18 protein-coding genes and 1 pseudogene are annotated in these 20,266 nt (G+C 57.3%); 14 read left to right on the forward strand and 5 right to left on the reverse strand.

Features of this window, described 5'->3' with window-relative positions; translation table 11 throughout:
- Positions 1-27: 27 nt before the first annotated feature.
- From KJF94_RS30465 to KJF94_RS03830, 4 genes and pseudogenes are all read left to right on the forward strand, one after another.
- Positions 28-213: pseudogene (locus KJF94_RS30465) on the forward strand (hypothetical protein); the annotation flags it as partial.
- Positions 214-758: 545 nt separating this feature from the next.
- Positions 759-2,687 (forward strand): hypothetical protein, encoded by a 1,929-nt coding sequence (locus tag KJF94_RS03820; RefSeq protein WP_214381285.1) that lies wholly within the window; start codon positions 759-761, stop codon positions 2,685-2,687.
- A gap of 165 nt (positions 2,688-2,852) precedes the next feature.
- Positions 2,853-3,518, forward strand: coding sequence for an SGNH/GDSL hydrolase family protein (locus KJF94_RS03825; protein WP_214381286.1), 666 nt, complete (start codon positions 2,853-2,855; stop codon positions 3,516-3,518).
- A gap of 203 nt (positions 3,519-3,721) precedes the next feature.
- Complete coding sequence (locus KJF94_RS03830) at positions 3,722-4,054, forward strand: hypothetical protein (protein WP_214381288.1); 333 nt, start codon at positions 3,722-3,724, stop codon at positions 4,052-4,054.
- A 7-nt stretch (positions 4,055-4,061) separates the two neighbouring features.
- On the opposite strand, the gene KJF94_RS03835 is transcribed toward KJF94_RS03830, so the two are convergent.
- A complete protein-coding gene (locus KJF94_RS03835) occupies positions 4,062-4,661 on the reverse strand; it encodes a cupin domain-containing protein (protein WP_214384712.1) in 600 nt (199 codons plus the stop codon).
- Positions 4,662-4,727: 66 nt separating this feature from the next.
- Positions 4,728-6,689, reverse strand: coding sequence for an oxidoreductase (locus KJF94_RS03840; protein ID WP_214381290.1), 1,962 nt, complete (start codon positions 6,687-6,689; stop codon positions 4,728-4,730).
- A 216-nt stretch (positions 6,690-6,905) separates the two neighbouring features.
- Between KJF94_RS03840 and KJF94_RS03845 the strand changes: the two genes are divergently transcribed.
- The 4 genes from KJF94_RS03845 to KJF94_RS03860 all read left to right on the forward strand — a co-directional run bounded on the left by KJF94_RS03845 (position 6,906) and on the right by KJF94_RS03860 (position 9,921).
- Entirely contained in the window at positions 6,906-7,955 is a 1,050-nt protein-coding gene (locus KJF94_RS03845) for an ABC transporter substrate-binding protein (RefSeq protein WP_214381292.1), read from the forward strand.
- Positions 7,956-8,232: 277 nt separating this feature from the next.
- A complete protein-coding gene (locus tag KJF94_RS03850; protein ID WP_214381294.1) occupies positions 8,233-8,424 on the forward strand; it encodes a YegP family protein in 192 nt (63 codons plus the stop codon).
- Positions 8,425-8,571: 147 nt separating this feature from the next.
- Positions 8,572-9,498 carry a LysR family transcriptional regulator gene (locus tag KJF94_RS03855; RefSeq protein ID WP_214381296.1) on the forward strand — a complete coding sequence of 309 codons (927 nt, stop codon included), beginning with the start codon at positions 8,572-8,574 and terminating at the stop codon, positions 9,496-9,498.
- Between the two features lie 57 nt (positions 9,499-9,555).
- Positions 9,556-9,921: a 5-carboxymethyl-2-hydroxymuconate Delta-isomerase gene (locus tag KJF94_RS03860; RefSeq protein WP_214381298.1), complete on the forward strand. Its 366-nt coding sequence runs from the start codon at positions 9,556-9,558 to the stop codon at positions 9,919-9,921.
- 3 nt (positions 9,922-9,924) lie between these two features.
- Here KJF94_RS03860 and KJF94_RS03865 read toward each other — a convergent pair whose 3' ends face one another.
- The 3 genes from KJF94_RS03865 to KJF94_RS03875 all read right to left on the reverse strand — a co-directional run bounded on the left by KJF94_RS03865 (position 9,925) and on the right by KJF94_RS03875 (position 13,109).
- Entirely contained in the window at positions 9,925-10,860 is a 936-nt protein-coding gene (locus tag KJF94_RS03865) for a LysR family transcriptional regulator (protein WP_214381300.1), read from the reverse strand.
- 131 nt (positions 10,861-10,991) lie between these two features.
- Positions 10,992-11,909, reverse strand: a complete 918-nt coding sequence (locus KJF94_RS03870; protein WP_214381302.1) for a DMT family transporter — start codon at positions 11,907-11,909, stop codon at positions 10,992-10,994.
- Between the two features lie 15 nt (positions 11,910-11,924).
- Positions 11,925-13,109, reverse strand: a complete 1,185-nt coding sequence (locus KJF94_RS03875) for a cyanate transporter (RefSeq protein ID WP_214381304.1) — start codon at positions 13,107-13,109, stop codon at positions 11,925-11,927.
- Positions 13,110-13,643: 534 nt separating this feature from the next.
- Between KJF94_RS03875 and KJF94_RS03880 the strand changes: the two genes are divergently transcribed.
- The 6 genes from KJF94_RS03880 to KJF94_RS03905 all read left to right on the forward strand — a co-directional run bounded on the left by KJF94_RS03880 (position 13,644) and on the right by KJF94_RS03905 (position 20,174).
- Entirely contained in the window at positions 13,644-15,020 is a 1,377-nt protein-coding gene (locus KJF94_RS03880; RefSeq protein ID WP_214381305.1) for a glutamine synthetase family protein, read from the forward strand.
- 168 nt (positions 15,021-15,188) lie between these two features.
- Positions 15,189-16,838: a phosphoethanolamine transferase gene (locus KJF94_RS03885; protein WP_214381306.1), complete on the forward strand. Its 1,650-nt coding sequence runs from the start codon at positions 15,189-15,191 to the stop codon at positions 16,836-16,838.
- 73 nt (positions 16,839-16,911) lie between these two features.
- Positions 16,912-17,574, forward strand: coding sequence for a class I SAM-dependent methyltransferase (locus KJF94_RS03890; RefSeq protein WP_214381307.1), 663 nt, complete (start codon positions 16,912-16,914; stop codon positions 17,572-17,574).
- Between the two features lie 123 nt (positions 17,575-17,697).
- Positions 17,698-18,831, forward strand: a complete 1,134-nt coding sequence (rnd, locus tag KJF94_RS03895; protein ID WP_214381308.1) for a ribonuclease D — start codon at positions 17,698-17,700, stop codon at positions 18,829-18,831.
- Positions 18,828-19,121 carry a YcgL domain-containing protein gene (locus KJF94_RS03900; RefSeq protein WP_007898694.1) on the forward strand — a complete coding sequence of 98 codons (294 nt, stop codon included), beginning with the start codon at positions 18,828-18,830 and terminating at the stop codon, positions 19,119-19,121. Before rnd ends, KJF94_RS03900 begins: the two co-directional genes overlap by 4 nt.
- 120 nt (positions 19,122-19,241) lie before the next feature.
- Positions 19,242-20,174: a D-2-hydroxyacid dehydrogenase gene (locus KJF94_RS03905; protein WP_214381309.1), complete on the forward strand. Its 933-nt coding sequence runs from the start codon at positions 19,242-19,244 to the stop codon at positions 20,172-20,174.
- Positions 20,175-20,266 lie beyond the last annotated feature (92 nt).

Genomic DNA, 20,266 nt, shown 5'->3' on the forward strand with positions numbered 1-20,266 from the left:
TCCATCCAGCGTTCTATAGCGGCGTGGTTACTCGATGCTACCGAGTCAGGCAACGGCTGCGCAGTGCCAGCCTCCACCGCCACTGGCGGTATGGTTAATGGCCCCGCAAGAGCCCAACTTGCCCCAGCGCATGCTCAACGAATTATCGGCATCACCGAAGCCGCTTGCCCGAACGCCTCATCTCGCTTTTTCCGCCTCACAAATACACGATAAAACCCACCCCAATGTATATACAAATACCCAATGTGCATGAGGGTGATCCGTCGTCGGCGCGAACTTGAAAAATAGAATGGCGCTCGCGAGGAGGAATTGCTCAATGGCACCCAAGGTTTTAGGTGTACTGGCGATCAGGGAGTGATTTGCGCGACTCCTTGGTGCAAGACGTTTTCGAGACCAGGGAGGCGACCATAAAATGGATATCCAGATCGAACAGAGCTCTAGGCGGATTAGAATTCAAGCGCCAGTTTGATTATACTAAGGTGCACTTTCGGGGCTTGTTTAAGAACACAGCGCAGATGGTTACGAACCTTTAGATGGAGTGCCAACATTTGCTATCAGCGAGGGAGAGGTGTGTCTGTCGTAGGAGAAATGCGCTTCTGCGAGGTGCTCGCAGTGGCAAAAGAGCATGAAATAAACGAAAAATTTGACCGGGTTTTGATCGGCTGCCGTTTTTTAAAGCGCCGATGGCGAAGCAGCCGGAAAACATCGGGTTACTTCAGACCATCTCTAAGCTCCTGCAACCGCCGAGTATCACTACAATGAAGTCACAGCGACTCAACACTCAAGAGCAATTATTAGGCAGTAAGCTGATTGATACTTTAGTGCTTTCAGAAAGCAGGCGTGACCTGATTTTCGCTTGTATGATGCTGACTGCCATTGGTGTTTTCATCGGTGGGAACGCACTACTGTTGATGAATATGGAAGTGCTCTCATATTCTTGGCGAATTGCCGCAGTTAGTTTTGGAGTGATGTGCGTTTTTTATGCGATTTCGCGCATTGTTTCCAATGTGGTCTGGGGGCTGGTTTTAACCTACGGGCTGTTGTTCGGGCTAGTCTATACCGGCACCCAATCCGTGAAATTTATATTTTATGGCTTGGCGATTTCAGCATTTTTTTACACAATAAAACACCTTCGTGTTAGTCGTAAGTACTGGGCGCCCTTGGTGCTGATGGCCGTGATAGGGGTGTTAACTGTACTTGGAGTTCGGGGTAGCTATTCATCTTTTGATATTATCCCCAGACTGCATGCGGGGATGGTGCATCAAGATACTTTGTTTCATGCCAGTATCGCAGCGATGTTTAAAAACTATAGTTTGATATCTACAGGTTTAAATGGGCTGGTAGAATTGTCCTACTATATTTTTTCGCACATTCTTATGGCGGCAATCAGCATCCTATCTGGCAGTAGCGTACTAGAAGTTTACGGCGTGGCGCCACTTGTTCTATTTTCACCGCTATTGATATTTGCCGTGACGGCTTCGAGTGCGATGCTTGATCAGGATGAGCGGTTATCACTACCCATAGTGTGGGGGGTAACTGCGCTATTGTTATCTATATTGCCATGGCTATTTTCACCTTGGGCTTTATGGGATTCGTTTTTTGTGTCCGAATCTTATCTCGTATCACTTGGTGTATTTGTCCTAGGGCTTGGTTTGTTGTTTAAAAGGGTGCTGGTTTTTTCCGATTTGTTACTGATACTTGTTCTGGCAGTGTTAATTAGTTCAGCAAAGGCATCTGTTGGAATTATTTTTGGAGGCCTTTGGTTTACTCGCGTATTGTTTATTAGCAGTAGGCGCTACTTGGATGGTATCGCTGCAATTTTAGCCTTGTTCGGCGCAGCTTGGATGGTGCTAAGTGCTGTTAGCGGATCTTCTGGTTCTATTTCTATATCGCCTCTGGATTTTATTTCTTATTCTTATATGGGTAGTTTTTTTCTTAATTTTACCAAGGAGCTATTTGAAAACGGGGACTTTCAGTTGACCCTGCTGCTAGGGGCAATTTTATCCGTTGGAAGTTTCTGGTTGTTGCATTTCGGAGTTTCATGGGCCGTAATCGTACGTTCAATTCAAACGTCAGGCATCCGGGCTTTATTGCGCTCGCCGATTTCAGTTTATTCCATTGCTGCCATAGGAGCTGGAAGTGCAATTGTTCTTTTGTATCGAATTCCCGGAGGCTCCGCGTACTATTTCACTAACGTTGCTCTTTTTGTCTCGCTGCCTTCGCTAGTTGGATTTATAACGTTAGGATTACAACAACGGTTCAAGATATCGATCCTGCATTGTTTTTTTGTTTTGTGTGTGTTTTTGATCGGATTGCTCAATGCTCGTGCATATCTAGAAATAAGCTGGCTTGGTAAAGCAAAATTATACGATGGAAAAAATAGTGAGCTTGTTAGTAAGTTAGATGTTGTCCGTGAATCATCTCCAATTAACGAAGTACAAAGAGCGTCAAATGATTTAATTAAGATTAACCCTGTCTCTAGATGCAGTGCGCAACCTTTCGTTTTTTCTGCGGTTTCTGAAAGAGCTTGGGTCGAATTGCTAAAAGTAGAGGGTGCTAACTGTTCATATGAATACTACGGTTATGATCAATATTTCATATCAAATAATGGGCGTACGGTATTAGCACCAGCGCGACTACTTGAAGGTATGTGGATAAAGTCACAACCTGATGATGGTCCAAAGTAGCCATGTATTTCCAAGAACGTGTCATCACCTGGCCTTCTGGTAAGAAAGGGCTCCGGTGCCATGCGATGACATGGGTGCAACTGTTTTGAGCGCTTAAAGGCCGCTCAGCCTGCCTAAATGCAGGTATGCTCGTACCCTTCTATCAAAGAGGACGCGGAATTGTTTTTGGAGAAGTTTCAGGCCGGAGAGGCCGTAATCGCGGTGATGCTGGGTAACAGCATCGGCATGGGCTACAACGCCACCGGTTACGAGGCGATTCATACACGCTACAACGACAGCCGTGGTTTTGCAGTGGAGCATCGCCTTGACGGTTCAATCGGCTATTCCGCAATGCTGCGTGATTACCTCAAGTCGAAGAACCCGGCTTCCCAACTGATCAATCTCAGCGGTGACGGTTGGGATACCAACGATCACCTGGGTATTACCTTACCGTCGAGTAGCGCGCCGCCTCATGAAAGCAGCGAGCTGATCATCAAGGGATTGAGTCCAAAGCCGGACGTCGTGTTCATCCCTTTGCAGGTGAATGACGCCAACCACCTGATATCGGTCCCGGTGTTTGAGGCCAATACCCGGCGCTTGGTTGGCTCGATCCGGGATGCTGGTATAGAGCCGGTCATCGTGAAGGAAAATGACACCGCGATTAAGGATTACGAGCTATATCAGGCTCGTGTCTCTGAGATTGCCAGGGAAATGAAGGTGGAGGTGATCGACACCTACACGCCTACGAGAGGCCGTCCAGAATTGCGGTCCGATTACGCTCACGTAAACGATGCCGGGCATCAGGTGATTTTCGACCAGTATCGAAGCTGGCTAACGCCCGCGCCGCATTGAACAATGCAAAACAATAAAGCCCGCCAAGTGCGGGCTTTTTTCATGCCTGGAGGAAGGGCCTGGCGTTTTTGTTTTGGGGGATTTTTGGGGGAAGAGCGCGGCTATCGCGTCGAGGTACACAGCAATGAAGTACGTCGTCCCGTGAATCAAGCTCATTGACTATCCTGCAATACAGAGCAACTGATCGAATGACAGGTGATGTCATGAACAAATGGCAGCGTCTTTGGTTGTCTGTGAAGCTGATAGCAGCCACTGCGGCCTGCGTGACTGCGGCTGTTCAGGCTTTCCTCTACATGATGGAAAGCCAGGACGCAGTGCAAATTCATCCTTTGAGTATTTTGGTTGTCGGGCTGATCTTTGGTTTTATCAGCTATGGATTGCTTTCTCTGATTGAAAGGGGTGTACGGCGGCTCGTAGCTCGTTCTGACACTGTCGCCCCCGAACCTCGGGCAGAACTTGAGAGCGATGTGGGGCTGGTAGCGGATCAACCGCTAACCCTGTCATCTGATGCCCCGGCTCATCAGAAAAATCTGTGAACGGACCTCAAAACGAAGGCGGCGTAATCACCCAAATCACCACCGCATCCACTTCCCCGGGATTCCCGTACCGATGCGGCTCCTGACTCGAAAAGCTGAAACTATCCCCTTCACTCAACTGAAAGTGCCGCTCCCCCACCCACAACTCGAAACTCCCCGAAAGCAGATACCCAGCCTCTTCACCCTCATGGCTGTAACTCTGCTGGCTGTAAGTGCCCGGCGGAAACCGCGAGTGCAGCATCTCCAGCTGCCGGTTCGGCTGCGGTGTCAGCAGATGATCCACGATGCCGTCTTCGTAATGCACGCTCATCCGGCTGTTCTTGCGCACGACAATGCCGTCGTCTTCGGGCGCAGTCTGCGCTTCGCTGGCAAAGAACCACTGAATGGTCACGCCCAGGCTACGGGCGATGTTAAAGAGGGCGGGGATGGAGGGGTAGGCCAGGTTTCGTTCAAGCTGGCTGATGTATCCCGCCGTCAGCTCGCTCATCTGGGCCAGTTCCGCGAGAGTCATGCCCCGGCGTTTGCGCAGGCCACGAATGCGTGTGCCGAGAAAATGCGGTTCTGCCGTTGCGCTGTCCTGTGTGGGCGCGCTGTTGGCAGGCGGCATCTTGCTGTTGCTCATGGCGTGCTCCAAACCGGGGCTACTGTAAAAGCCCCGGAGTATAAAACAGCCTCAAAGCTCCCAGGCGACTTTCAATCCTTCGTAGATGGCTTCTTCGGCGGTGCGCGGGGCGAGGCAGTCGCCGATGCGCCGGAACTCCACCAGTCCTTGCAGTTCGGCGCCCAGGGTGTCGACCGGTTGATGTCCCTGACAGAGGACCAGTGTGTCGATGTTTTCGAACAACATCGGTTCGCCACTGGCAGTGTGTTGCAGGTAGACAGTGTTGTCGTCGCAACCATACAGGCGGGCGTAAGGCGTGATCGGGATACCGAGTTTGTGCAGTTCGCCGGCCAGTTGATCGCGCACGTACAGCGGCAGGTTTTCCCCGCAGTGGGTGCCGTTGACCGCCAGTTGCACTTGATGCCCGGCGCGCACCAGGCGTTCGGCGATGCCGGGGCCGATCCAGTCGGCGCGCCAGTCGACGACCACCACCGAACGGCCGATTGGCACCTCATCGCGCAGCACTTGCCAGGCGTCCACCACCTGCAACTCGCCGCCGCGCTCGAACGTTGGCCAGTAAGGTTCGGCGCCCGTGGCGACGATCACCATGTCCGGCCGTTCGCGCTCCACCAGTGCCCGGTCGACGCGGGTGTTGCGCACAACGCGCACGCCGGCCAGTTCCATTTCCCGTTGCAGGTTGGTGCTGGCGCCGCCGAACTCGGCGCGCCTTGGTAAAAGTTGCGCGAGCAAAACCTGGCCACCCAGTTGCGAACTGGCTTCGTAGAGGGTCACGTCATGTCCACGCTGGGCGGCGACTGCAGCGGCTTTCATTCCGGCGGGGCCACCGCCGGCGATCATGATGCGTTTGCGATGCACTGTCGGTTGCCGGTTGCCGAAAATCAGCTCGCGGCCGGTTTCCGGATGCTGGATGCAGGAAATGGGCAGGCCCTTGTGGAAGTGGCCGATGCACGCCTGATTGCAGGCGATGCAGGCGCGCACATCCTCGACGCGGCCGGTGTCGGTTTTGTTGGGCATTTGCGGATCGCAGATCAGGGCGCGGGTCATGCCGCAGACATCGGCCTGGCCGCGCGCGAGGATCAGCTCGGCTTCCTGCGGCTGGTTGATGCGCCCGGTGACGAACAACGGAATCGACAGGCTGGCCTTGAACGTCCCGGCTTCCTTGGCCAGGTATGCGGCTTCGATCGCCATCGGCGGCACGATGTGCACCGCACCGCCCAGCGATGCCGAGGTGCCGGCGACGATGTGCACGTAATCCAGACTCGGTTGCAGCGATTGCACGGCGGCCAGGGATTCGTCCTCGGTCAGCCCTTCGGGGTCGCGTTCATCGGCGGAGATGCGCAGGCCGATGATGAAATGTTCATCGGTGTTGGCGCGCACGGCTGCAATCACTTCACGCAAAAAACGCAGGCGCTGCTCGAGGTCGCCGTTGTAGCCATCGGTGCGGCGGTTGACCCGCGGATTGATGAATTGCGCCGGCAGGTAACCGTGGCTGGCGACCACTTCCACGCCATCGATGCCGGCCTGATACAGACGTCGGGCTGCGGCGCCATAACCGGCGACGATCTCATCGATCATCGCTTGATCCAGCGCTCGTGGCATCACCCGGAAACGCTCGTTGGGCACTGCCGAAGGCGAGTAGGCGACCGCCAGCAGGCCATCGCTGGACTCCATGATTTCCCGGCCCGGATGGAAGATCTGCGACAGCACCACCGTGCCGTGAGCATGGCAGCGTTCCGCGATTTTTCGGTAGCCCTCGATGCAGGCGTCGTCAGTGGCCATCAGCACGTGAGAGGTGTAACGCGCGCTGTCATGCACGCCGGCCACTTGCAGCACGATCAGCCCGACACCGCCTTCGGCGCGCGCGGCGTGATAGGCGATCAGTGGGTCGTTGACCAGATTGTCGGTGGGCATCGAGGTGTCGTGACCGCTGGACATGATGCGGTTTTTCAGCCGTTTGCCACGCAGCTGCAAGGGTTCGAAAAGGTGTGCAAAAGCGGGGGACGAGGTCGGCATGGGACGGATACTCCAGGCAGGCTGAAGCCGAAAGGCCGGGTTTTCGGCGTTGTTATTATTGACCTATAGAAATTTACCTTCAGTAAAAAATCAACTTGTTTTTTTACTATGGCTCGCAGTAGATTCTTTTTGCGCCTGTAGCTGGGGCGAACCTCACAACAATAAAAAAGGGTCACGCGGCGTTGCGTCGCGCGGCACCTGCAAGAGGATCCACTGATGAAATCGAACACGCTCAAGCACGGTTTTTATCCCTTGTTGCTGTCGCTGGCCGTGGGCCTCGGCAGTGCTCAGGCAGCGCCGGAAATGGTGGTGGTGGGTTACGGCGGCGCTGGCCAGAAGGCTCAGGATGTGGCGTTTTTTCAACCGTTCAGCGCGGCGGATCACAGCAAATTGATCCAGAGCGAATACAACGGCGAGATGGCCCGGATCAAAGTGATGGTCGACACCGGCAACGCTGATTGGGACGTGGTGCAGATCGAAGGCCCGGACCTGATGCGCGGTTGTGACGAAGGCATGTACGAAAAACTGGACTGGAAAAGTCTGGGGCGGGTCGAGCAATTGATTCCCGATGCCGCGCAGGCGTGCGGTTCGGCGGCGCTGGTGTGGAGCGTGGCGATTGCCTACGACACGCAAAAACTGGCGCAGGCCCCGACGTCCTGGGCCGACTTCTGGGACGTGCAGAAAATCCCCGGCAAACGCGGCCTGCGCAAACGCGCGGTGTACAACCTGGAATTCGCCTTGCTGGCCGACGGGGTGAACGTCGAGGACGTTTATTCGGTGTTGAACACTCCGCAAGGCGTCGACCGCGCCTTCGCCAAACTCACCGAACTCAAACCCTACATCCAGTGGTGGGAGGCCGGCGCGCAACCGGCGCAATGGCTGACGGCCGGGGACGTGGTGATGACGTCCACCTACAGTGGACGTGTGGCCGCCGCCGCACAAAATGGTAGCCACCTCGGATTGGTCTGGCCGGGCAGCCTGTATGGCATGGATTACTGGGCGATCATCAAAGGCTCGAAACATGTCGATCAGGCCAAGCGCTTCATTGCCTTCGCCAACCAGCCGGATGCCCAGGTCAAGTATGTCGAGCAGATCCCTTATGGCCCGACCAATACCGAAGCCGCCGCCCGGCTGGATAGCAAACTGGCGCAATGGGTGCCCACGGCTCCGCAAAATCTCAAGGGTGCGCTGTCCATGGACGTGGCGTTCTGGGTCGATCACGGCGAAGAGCTGGAGGAGCGATTCAACGCCTGGGCCAGTAAGTAACAAGAATTGGCTGGACGTTGTAAGGCGTCCAGCCTTCTTTTTTTTGTGAGAACCGGCATCGTACCCGCGTAAGAAAAATAAGCCTGTTCACAGGAAAAATGACCAAGTCTAGTAGCTCGAATTACTACCCCCTGTATCTGTTGGCCGCCCGGGGAATCAAGGGGGGTTCCCTAGAAATATCCCCTGACACTGAAAGACCTCGCCGCAAAAAATCCTCATCTACTCTGGTTTCGCAGGTCACTGATCTGCGGTTATCAGCCATCGCAAGGAGCGATCAATGTATTTTGAGATTTACAGGCAAACCCGTGGCACCCCTCAGACTGGCAAAGGTCAATGGCGGTGGCGCTTGAGGGCGGGGAACAATGAAACGATTGCCAGCGGCGAGGCGTACGTCAACAAGGCGGATTGCGCGCATGCCATCAGCTTGATGAAGGGGACTCACGATCACACCCCGGTGAAGGAAATCTAAACCTCAGGTGGTGAAGCTGCTCAGTGAGAGCAGCTTCTTTGCAAGCAACCTTGCGCCCGGATCAAACGCAGACTGCTTGAGTCGCATAGACGCCGCTTGCGACAGCTACCTAAACTGTCAGCAGATTTGAGGACTGGGGGGCAGTGGATGAATCGCAACGAACTACGCAAGGCGGATATCAACCTGATGGTGGTGTTCGAAACCTTGATGCTCGAACGCAACGTCACCCGGGTGGCGGAGAAGTTGTTTCTCGGGCAGCCGACCATCAGTTCGGCGCTCAACCGCTTGCGCACGATGTTCAACGATCCGCTGTTCATTCGCGTCGGTCATCGCATGGAGCCGACCGCCAGGGCCGAGGAGCTGATTCAGTACTTGTCGCCAGCGCTGGATTCGCTGTCAGTGGCCTTGAGCCTGACCCATGATTTCGACCCCGCCAGCAGCACCATGACCTTCCGCATCGGGCTGTCGGACGATGTCGAGTTTGGTCTTCTGCCGCCGTTGCTGCGTGCCCTGCGCCAGGAAGCGCCGAAGGTGGTGTTTGTGGTGCAGCATGTGGATTACTGGCGGATTCCCGATTTGCTGGCGTCCGGCGATATCACCGTTGGTATCAGCCAGACCCGCGGCCTCCCGGCCAATGCCAAGCGCAAATTGCTGCGGCACATCCAGCCCAGCATCTTGCGTGCCGATGCGTCCGACACGCCGCTGACCCTCGATGAATATTGTTCGCGCCCTCATGTGCTGGTGTCCCACACCGCCAATGTCAGTGGTTACGCCGATGAGTGGCTGGCGGAGATCGGTCGTACGCGTCAGGTGGTTTTATCCGTGCCGCAATACAGTTCGTTGCCAGCCTTGCTCGCCGGAACCGATCTGATTGCCAGCCTGCCGGATTACACCGCCGAAGCGATGGCAGCCTCTGGTCAGCTGTTCAAAGAGCCTTTTCCGTTCAAGACACCGACCCTGGACCTGTCCATGGTCTGGCTCAGTCACGTCGACACCGATCCCGCCGAACGCTGGTTGCGTTCGCGCCTGGAGGCGTTCATGAGTGAGCGCTTCGAGTCACCACCGTCCCGGTGAGCAGGACAACTCTGTGATATATGTACGACCTTTCCGCCCACCCCAAGGAGCCACGTCATGCCCCACCTGCACATGGAATACACCGCCAACCTGCCCGAGCTGAATGCCGATGTGGCACTGATCCGGCTGAACAATACGCTGGTGGCTTCCGGTCAGTTTGCTGCCGAATACGACATCAAGAGTCGCGCGGTGAAAGTCGAGACGTTCAAGGTCGGTACGGCATTGGCTGAGCGGGCGTTCGTGCATGTGAAGCTGGCGTTGTTGAGTGGTCGCTCGCCGGCGATCAAAAAACAGTTGTCCGAAAGCCTGCTGGCCGTGGTGCAGGAACTGTGTGAATGGCCAACGGGCTTGGAAGTCCAGCTGGCCGTGGAAATCCTCGACATCGATCGAGAGTCCTACAGCAAAGTCGCCATCAACAACTGAGTCTCAGGTCATATCCTGCTGGGTGCAGGCCTGCACCACCTGCTCACGCAACCAGGAATTGGCGCAGTCCTCATCGGCACTTTGACTCCACTGCATGTCGAGGGTGAACCCCGGCAGACCGTTGGGCGCTTCGCAGTGATTGAAGATGGCGTCGCTGGCCAGCAACTGCTGGATGCGTCGGGGCAGGGTGACGATGAAGTCGGTGCCGGTGATCATTTTCAGTGCCGCGCTGTAGCTGTTGGATCGCGCGACGATCTGCCGTTTTTGCGCCTGCTGCGCCAACCAGCCGTCGACCATGTTGGTGGTGGACGTCCAGGGTGTCGGAAATACATGCCGGCGTTCGGTAAAGGCTTGCAGGCTCAAACGCGGCTCCAGCGGTGTGGCGCGTTTATCGAAGACACAGACCAGATCATCTTCCAGCAGCATCCGGGATTTGAAGTCGGTGTGATTGCGATGAAAGTTCGGGCCGAAACAAATCACCAGATCGAGGCTGCCGTCGCGCAGTTCCTCGGCCGGGATGTCGGTTTCGAACTTGTGCATGTTGACCATCACCGGCCAGCCGGCGAAATCGAAACGTTTCAACAGGCGCGGCAGGATCAGCTGCTCGAAGTATTCCGGTGCGCAAATGTTGAAGGTGACCGGTTGCAAGTTGGGGTCGAACGTTGGTGCACCGGCGTGACACAGGTTGATGCTTTCCAGGATTTTCAGCACGTGGGTGTACATGGTGCTGGCTTTGTAGGTGGGCCGCATACCGGCGCGGGTATTGATGAACAACTCGTCCTCGAAACCGGTGCGCAGCTTTTTCAGGCAGTAACTCACGGTGGACTGGCTGACGCAGAGTGTTTCGGACACGCTGGTGACGCTGCTTTGTTCATACACGGCCACAAACACCATGAGGTCCTGCATGTCGAGTTTTCTAAGCAAGTTACTGTTCAGCATCCATTCGTCTCGCTGTGATCCTTGCGCTGATTGAGCGCAAACTCGTGCGAACGATCCTAGCGGAACGGTGGTGCCAGGAGAATGACCTGTAGGAAGTTTCACTAATAGTTGTGAGGCAGTGCCGGTGACCTTCAGCCCCGAACAGTTGCAGGCATGGCGCGGCGGCTGGACATCAACAGCGCCAGCATACCGATGCCGACGAGCACTGCACCGATGATCTCCAGCGGAAGCGGCGACTGACGCAACCAGAGCCAATGAAACAGCGTGATGAACAGCGTGCTCAGGTAAATGTAGGAAATGACTGAGGAAGGGGTGATGACGCCGATGGCCCGGTGCAGCAGCCAGAAGGTCGCCAGTGTGGCGAACAGGGCCAGGTAGATCAGCCAACCGAAGTCGTTCAGGGTCAGCAAGGACGCCGATCGCCAGCCACCACTGAACCCACAGAACGCCAGCAGGAACAGCGCGCCGAACAGCATGTTCCAGAAGGTCATGCCCACCGGGCCGCGACCTTTGAGGCTGCCAGCCTTGAGCCGCTGGCTCAAGGGAGAGTAGAGCGCCATCGCCAGGCAACCCGCCCCGTACACCGACACTGCATAGAGCGAAGGCAACTCGCCCGGCCCGGTACCTTTGAGCACCAGCAATACGGCGCCGGCAGCCGCCATCAGCATCGGAACGACGCGTTGTTTGAGGCTGCTGTCGGGCATCAATACGGCTTCGAAAAACAAAGTCAGCAGTGGCACCAGGGTGAACATTGTCCCGGTGTTGACGGCGGAGGTGTAGCGCAGCGCCTCGAACAATGAGCCGAAATACACCGCCAGCAACAAGCCGAGTACGGCATGGCCGAGCAGTCCGTTGCGGGTCATGGTGGCGTCGCCCTTGAACAGCAGTAGCGGCAAAAACACCAGGGCGCAAAACAGCAGGCGCAAACCGGTGAGCAGGACCGGGTCGATGGCCTGGCTGACCTGCGCCGCCGCGGAAAACGAAGCGGCAATCAACAGGGCCCAGAGCAGCATGCCAAGGTGAGCGATGGCGAAACCGGTGTGTTTCATGATGGCAGTTCCGGGTCAGTGAATGTGACGGGCGTAGTGCTGTGGGTTAAAGCGCAGGACCATCAGCAGCATCAGCGCCATGACGCCCGTCAGCGACCACCAGGCCCATTCGAAACTGCCGAGTTGATCGCGGATCATCCCGGCAATCAGTGGCGAAAGACCGGCGATCAGGTAGCCGATGCCTTGAACGAAGGCGGTCAGTGCGCCCGCACGTTGTGGGTTGTCCAAGTGATCCAGCGACACGATCAGGCTCATCGGGAACAGTCCGCCGATGCCCAGCCCCAGTAGACACGGCCACAACAGACTCAGGTGTTGCGGGCTGAGAATGAGCCCGCAGAAACCGGTCATGATCAGTGCCAGCAACACCACCAGCACCAGGCGGCGGTCACGGCTGCGATTGGCGATCGCAGGCGTCAGCAGGCCCGACAACACCTCCATGGCCGTCAGAAAACCCAGCAACAAACCGGCGTTCTGTTCGCTCCAGCCTTTTTCCACGTAGTACGGCGCCAGCCAGGCCAGTACACAGGTGTAGGACGCCGTGCCCAGGCCAAAGAAGATCGCGAGTAACCAGGCGCGGGAATTGGCGAAAAACGACCCGTTTCGCTGCGCTTGAGCAGACAGTGTCGGCATCGCCGAGCGTTGGCCGAGCCAGACCAGCAATGCGACCAGCGCCAGGATTGCCCAGATCGCCAGGCCCATCCGCCAGCTACCCATGCGCGTCATCACCAGCGGCGCGAAGGACGCGGCAATCGCTGCGCCGCCCATGATCGACGTGACGTACAGGCCCATGCACACGGAGACGTTGTCACTGAAACGGGATTTGATCAGCGCGGGCATCAACGCCTGGATCAGCGCAATACCGACGCCTGCCAGCATGGCACTGAGGATCAGTTCTATGGCGGAGTCGAGGAACAGGCGCGACACCGTCGCCAGGCCGATGATTAGCAACGACACCACCACCGTGAGCTGTTCGCCGAGCCATCGGCTGACACTGAGGCCGAAGAACATCGCCAGTCCCATGGCCATCACCGGCAGCATGGTCAGCAGCGAGGCCAGGCTGAAACTCAGCGGGATATCGCCGCGAATCGCCGACAGCAAAGGGCCGACCGCGGCCATGGAGGGGCGCAGATTCAAGGCGACGAGAATGATGCTGACCATCAACAAGAGGGCAGGGCGGGAGGTGGCGCGGACGTTTTCCATCGATTGGACCTTAATGACAAGGGCCCGATTAGGCGCGCGAGGCCTGTAGGCCGCAAATCAGAAAGTCCGGGATGGTATTTAAAAATCAAATAGCTCTGCTACAACTAGATCCCCTGTGGGAGCGGGCTTGCTCGCGATAGCGCACTTTCAGTCGGCATATTCGTTGAATATGAAATCGCCATCGCGGGCAAGCCCGCTCCCACAGGGATAAGTACTGCTTGGAAAATTTTGTTTTATTAAGTGTTCAGAGAATGTTTAGTCATCCCGCAACCAAAGTTCTTCAAATCCCGATTTAACGACTTATCCAGCCATGTGACGCTGCTGCTCATCTGTTTACTGCGGTCTTCTCTATGGACGGTTGTCCGGTCGCACTTCCTTCCGAACTCGCTTTTTGGGCGTTGTGGCATTGCCGTCACGCGCGCCCGCCGGATTCCTGCCTTTCCCGTTGATTGTTCTTACAGGTCCCGCGCTGTGCGCCGGGATCAAATCGGCAGCGCGTGCGCGTTTGCCTGACGCGGAAACAAGAGAATTCCCATGAGTTGTGTCACATTCGCCACGAAGCAAGAAGCCCTGACCTTTCTTGAGCAGAATCCGGATATCGAGATGTTCGAGTTGTTCATCCTCGACAACAACGGCGTACCAAGGGGTAAGTTGTTGCATCGCGATGAATTGCTGGCGGTGTATGAAAGCGGTCGGCCCCTGCCGAGCACCATTCTAGGCCTGACCATCAACGGCGATGACGTGGAGAACTCCGGGCTGGTCTGGGACGTAGGCGATATCGATTGCCGGGCCTACCCGATCAGCGGCAGTTTGACGCGCATGCCGTGGCGCTTGATGCCGACAGCGGCGGTCCAGGTCAGCATGCATCCGAAGGAAGGCATGCCGGCGACCATCGCCGACCCGCGCCACCTGTTGGCGAAGGTGATCGAAGGCTTGCAGGCGGACGGTTATTACCCGGTGATGGCGGCGGAACTGGAGTTTTACCTGCTGGATCAGCAACGCGACAGCAACGGTCGGCCGCAACCGGCACGGGACGTTGACGGCGGACGCCCGCGCGGCACTCAGGTCTATGGTTTGCGCGAACTGGAGCAGATCGAGCCGTTCCTGGCCGACCTGTACAGCGCCTGCAAACTCCAGGGCATTCCGGCGCGCACAGCGATTTCCGAATACGCGCCGGGGCAAGTGGAAATCACCCTCGAACATCGCACCGACGCCTTGCAGGCGATGGATGAAGCCGTGCGCTACAAACGGCTGGTCAAGGGCGTGGCGCACAAACACGGGATGACGGCGTGCTTCATGGCCAAGCCTTTCGACGACCTGGCCGGCACCGGCATGCATATGCACGTCAGCCTCGCGGACAAGGAAGGTAACAACCTGTTCGCCAGCGAAGCCACGGACGGTACGCCGCTGCTGAAACAGGCGGTTGGCGGCATGCTCAGCACTTTGCTCGATTCGTTGCTGTTGTTCTGTCCGAACGCCAACTCCTATCGCCGTTTCCAGACCAACAGCTATGCGCCGCTGGCCGCGACCTGGGGCGTGGACAATCGCACCGTGAGTTTGCGCGTGCCCGGCGGGCCGGCGTTCTCGCGGCACATCGAACATCGCATTTGCGGCGCCGACGCCAATCCGTATCTGGCGGCTGCGGCAATCCTGGCCGGCATTCATCGCGGCATTCGCGAACAACTGGACCCAGGGGCACCGGTCGAAGGCAATGGTTACGCCCAGGCCACGGAACTGTTGCCCACCGACTGGCTGACCACCTTGCGCGCACTGGAAGGTTCGACTTGGGCGCGGGAGGCCTTCGGTGGAGAGTTTCTCGGCGTTTACCTCGCCGTCAAACGTGCCGAGTATCGGCAGTTCATGGGCGAAGTCGGTGAACAGGATTGGCGTTGGTACCTGAACCAGGCCTGAACCATTCTCAAATACAACTTAAGTATTGCCCCAACACTGGAAGCCAACTAATCGTTGGCTTCTTTTTCACAAAAAATTGATGGTTGGCTGCCTAAAGTTAGTGCTGTCGCGGTAAATGAAATTTTCACATTTGCCGACGGCACTTCTTTTCAGGAACAGCCGAATATCATGTTGAAGATTAAAGCCGTGCGCCCGGAGTGGGTGACGTTGTTTGCCAGTGCCTTTTTGTTGGCTGGCTTCAATTTAGTGCTCTGGCAACACCTGTTTGAAATCACCGCGTTCGATGGCAAAGGCATCGTCCTGCGTGTGGCTTTCGGCTTGATGATTCTGGCTGCCTTCAACCTGGTGCTGACGCTGCTGGCGTTCCGGCCGTTGATGAAGCCGCTGTTGACCTTGATCTTTATGATCAGCGCCGGGGTGGCTTACTTCATGAGCCAATACGGTGTGCTGATGGACACCGGCATGTTGCGTAATTTTGCGCAAACCAATGCAACGGAAGTGCGCGACTTACTCTCGATAAAGTTACTTGTTTATATTCTTTTGCTCGGTGTGTTGCCTTCGTGGTTGTTGTGGAGAATACCGGTTGGTTACCGCCGCTGGCATCGCGAATTGTTAAGTAAGACTTTGGTCAGTGTTGCGTCGGTAGTGGTAATCGGTGGTGTAGCGTTAGTTAACTATCAGGGCCTCGCGTCATTGTTTCGCAATCACCACGAATTGCGTTTGATGGTAGTGCCCAGCAACTATATCGGTGCCTCCTTCGGCTACCTGCGCGAACAAGTCGCTTCGGCTCGGCAACCCTTCGTCAGGATTGGTGAGGACGCCGAGAGAAACCCGGCCTGGCAAGCTCACGGCCGCAAGTCCCTGACCGTGCTGGTGGTGGGTGAGAGTGCCCGGGCCGAGAACTTTGGTGTACTGGGCTACGACCGCGACACCACGCCAAAACTGGACAAGGAGGCGGGCCTGATTGCCTTCACCGATGTGCATTCCTGCGGCACGGAAACAGCCGTCTCGGTGCCGTGCATGTTCTCCAACATGGGCCGCAAAGACTACAACGCGAGCAAGGCAAAGAATGAAGAAGGCCTGCTGGATGTGCTCAAGCGGGCGGGGCTGGACGTCATCTGGCGCGATAACCAGTCGGGCTGCAAAGGCACTTGCGACCGCGTCACCCTTGATGATGTCAGCAACCTGAAGGACCCGGTGCTCTGCGCCAACAGCGAATGCCGCGATGAAATCCTTCTGCAGGGTTTGCAGCACTTCATCGACACCCTGGATAAAGACACCGTGCTGGTACTGCATCAGATGGGCAGTCATGGCCCGGAATACTTCAAACGCTACCCGAAAGAGTACGAACGCTTTACCCCGGTGTGTGAAAGCAATGCGTTGAACAATTGCAGTCGCGAAAGCATCGTCAATGGTTATGACAACACGCTGGTGTACACCGACCATGTGCTGTCGACCCTGATCGATCTGTTGCGCAGCAATCAGGACAAAGTCGATACCGCGATGCTGTATCTGTCGGACCACGGCGAGTCCCTGGGCGAATACAACCTGTTCCTTCACGGCACGCCTTACATGATGGCGCCCGATCAACAAAAGCATGTCGCCATGCTGGCCTGGTTCTCCGACAGCTATCAGAAGTCGTTCTCGGTGGACACCCATTGCCTGCAACTGAGTCGTGATAAACCATTGAGCCAGGACAACCTGTTCCATTCGATGCTCGGTTTGCTGGAGGTCAACAGCAAGGTCTACAACCAGGAACTGGACATGTTTGCCGGCTGCCGCGGTGCGGTGATTGACGGTGTCCTGGCCAAAGAGTGAGGGCCACGACCTTTTTTTCACGTATCGGCCGTTAACCTGCGCCCGGCAGATTTTTCCTACAAGAGCCCCTTACATGTCCGCTCAACCCCCTTCCGCCATCGAGCTTGAGTTCGCCCGGCGTCACGATCAGGAACACGCCCGCGTCTGCCTGCAGCCGCACCCGCGTGGCCTTGCCGGGCGCCTGGCGTTCTGGCGTGACGAGCAACTGGTGCGCAGCGCGCTGAAGGTGGCCGGCGAGCCGGGGCTGATTCTCGACGTCGCCTGCGGGGCCGGGCGCTTCTGGCCGGTGCTGGCCGAACATGCAAATCGGGTGATTCTGGCGTCCGACCCTTCTCAGGACATGCTCGATCACGCGCCGACCCACCACCCGCAACACCTGCTGAAACGGGTCAAGACCTTTCAAGGCTCGGCATTCTCCATCGGCTTGTCGGCGAATGCGGTGGACTGCATTTTTTGCATGCAACTGTTTCAGCACATCGCCAGCCCCGAGCATCGCTTGGCCATGCTGGGCGAGTTCCATCGTGTCAGCCGCGATACGGTGATTGTGGCGGTGCGGATCGATTCCGGCTTCAAGCGTCGGCGGCCAGATACACAAGGCGTTCAGGCCCGGATGCTGGCCAGTAAGGCCGAAGTGGAAGACGAGTTTAAACAGGCGGGTTTTCGCTTGCTCAGCCATCAAGACTTCCTGCCCGGTTGTGCACCTATGCGCGTCTACGTGTTGCGTAAGGCCAGATAACCTCCCTCCGTCAGACAATTCTTGCCATCAGGCAGGTGTTTTCGCTAAAGCTCTTGTTCAGTGGAGGCGCGGAAATCGCCGGGGGCGATATATACTGCGCGCCATTCTTCAAGGGAGAGCCGTGTGGCCATCGATATTCACTGGATTCGCGACAACGATAGCCTCGGCCGGTTTTGCGCCGAGTGGCAGCAGCTGCCCTACGTTGCCCTCGACACCGAATTCATGCGGGTCGACACCTTTTATCCGATCGCTGGCCTGCTGCAGATCGGCGATGGCGTACGCGCTTACCTGATTGACCCGCTGACCATCGACAACTGGCAGCCCCTGGCCGCGTTGCTGGAAAACCCGGCCGTGGTCAAAGTCGTGCATGCGTGCAGCGAAGACCTCGAAGTGTTGCTGCGCCTGACCGGCAGCCTGCCGGCGCCGCTGTTCGATACCCAACTGGCCGCCGCCTACCTGAACCTTGGTTTCTCCATGGGCTATTCGCGGCTGGTGCAGGAAGTGCTCGGCATCGACCTGCCCAAGGGCGAGACCCGTTCCGACTGGCTGCAACGTCCGCTGTCCGACACCCAGATCAGCTACGCCGCTGAAGACGCCTTGCACCTCGCGGAAGTTTTCGTACAGCTTCGTCCGAAGCTGTCTGACGACAAGTACGCCTGGGTCCTGGAAGACGGCGCCGAGCTGGTGGCCAACCTGCGTCGTGAAGTTGATCCGTACGAGGTCTATCGCGAAGCCAAACTGGCCTGGAAGCTCTCCCGTGCCCAACTCGCCGTGCTGCGTGAACTCTGCGCCTGGCGCGAACGCGAAGCCCGCGCCCGTGACTTGCCGCGCAATCGCATCATCCGTGAACATTCCCTGTGGCCGCTGGCGCGGACGCAACCGGACAACCTCGGCGCGCTGGCGAAAATCGAAGACATGCACCCGCGTACCGTGCGTCAGGACGGCGAATTTCTGCTTGATCTGATCAAACGCTCTGGCAGTGTGTCCCCAGATCAATGGCCGCCTGCCGTGCCGGAGCCGTTGCCGGTGGATGCTGCTGCGCTGATCAAACAGTTGCGTGCACTCGGGCAGGCCGAAGCCGAGCGCCTGAACATCGCGCCGGAGCTGATGCTGCGCAAGAAAACCCTGGAAGCGCTGCTCAAGAGCGGCTTCCCCAACGGTCCCTACCAATTGCCTGATTCGCTGCGTGGCTGGCGCCGCGAGTTGATGGGCCAGGCGCTGCTCGACAGCCTGGCCACCGCCGGAGAACAGCCTTGAAACGTATTTGCTCCATCTATCGAAGCCTGAAGAAAAACGAGATGTACCTCTATGTGCTCAAAAGCGATGCACTGGAGCGCGTCCCGGAAAGCCTGATGGCCGCTTTCGGCAAACCGCACCATGCGTTCGACCTGGTGCTGACCCCCGAGCGCAAGTTGTCGCGCGAGGACATCACCGTGGTGCTGGAAAACCTCGAGAAGCAGGGTTACCACCTGCAAATGCCACCGGCTGAAGACGAATACATCGAACATTTGCCGGAAGAACTGTTGCGACGCAACGATCCGATGTAATCGGCAGACAGGCTCTGTTCAGAGTCTGCGTGAAACACTGGAATGATTTTGGCGATGGCCGCGATGAGGGAGCGATACTCCCTCGGCGGCCGTCTGCACTGCTTTTGAAAGGTTTGAACCATGCGCGTTCTGATTGCTGAACACGACCACGCTGTATATGCCCAACTGTTGCGCCAGGCAGCGCCTGATCTGGAAGTGCTGACCAGCGGCGACTCCGCTGAACTGGCCCGCCAGGCCGCCGATTGCCCGATCTGGCTGGGGCAGCCGGACCTCCTGGCGACGCTGTTGCGCCAGGGTCACCAGCCGCAATGGCTGCAATCGACCTGGGCCGGCATCACGCCGCTGCTCGCCGACGGCCTGCCACGCCACTATCGCCTGACCCGCGCGGTGGGGATTTTCGGTCAGGTCATGGCCGAATACGTACTGACCTACATGCTCGGCCACGAGCGCGAAGTGCTGCCGCGGCTGGTCAGTCAGGTCGAGCGTAAATGGGACAGCCGCCAGGGCCAAAGCCTGGCGGGGCGTAAGGTGCTGATCGTCGGCACTGGCGACATCGGTCTGACCGTGGCGCAGTTTCTGCTGCCGTTTGGCGTTGAGTTGTATGGCATCGCCAGCGAAGCTCGCGAGCAGGCACCGTTTGTCGAAGTGGGGGCGCTGGCGGACTTGCCGCGCCTGGTCGGTGAAGTGGATTACGTGATCAATCTGCTGCCGAATACGCCGACGACCCACGACCTGTACGACGCGGCGCTGTTCAAGCAGTTCAAGCCGACCGGGTTGTTCATCAACGTCGGGCGCGGCGTGGCGGTGGTCGATGCCGATCTGGTGGAGGCCTTGAAAGAAGGGCATCTGGCAGGCGCGGTGATCGACGTCTGCCGTCAGGAACCGCTGCCGCAACGTCACCCGTTCTGGACGGCCTGGGGCTTGCTGCTGACCGGGCACAGTTCGGCACCGACTTCGCCTGCGATGATGGTGAAGCTGTTTGTCGAGAATGTGCGGGCGTATCAGGCGGGCGAGGCGTTGCGCGGGGAAGTGGATTTCAATCGCGGTTACTGAATCCACCACAAACCTGTAGGAGCCGAGCTTGCTCGCGATGAGGCCATCACATTCAACATCATTGTTGACTGTGAGATCGCCATTGCGAGCAA

Source organism: Pseudomonas hormoni, from assembly GCF_018502625.1.
In the GTDB taxonomy this organism is placed as follows: domain Bacteria; phylum Pseudomonadota; class Gammaproteobacteria; order Pseudomonadales; family Pseudomonadaceae; genus Aquipseudomonas; species Aquipseudomonas hormoni.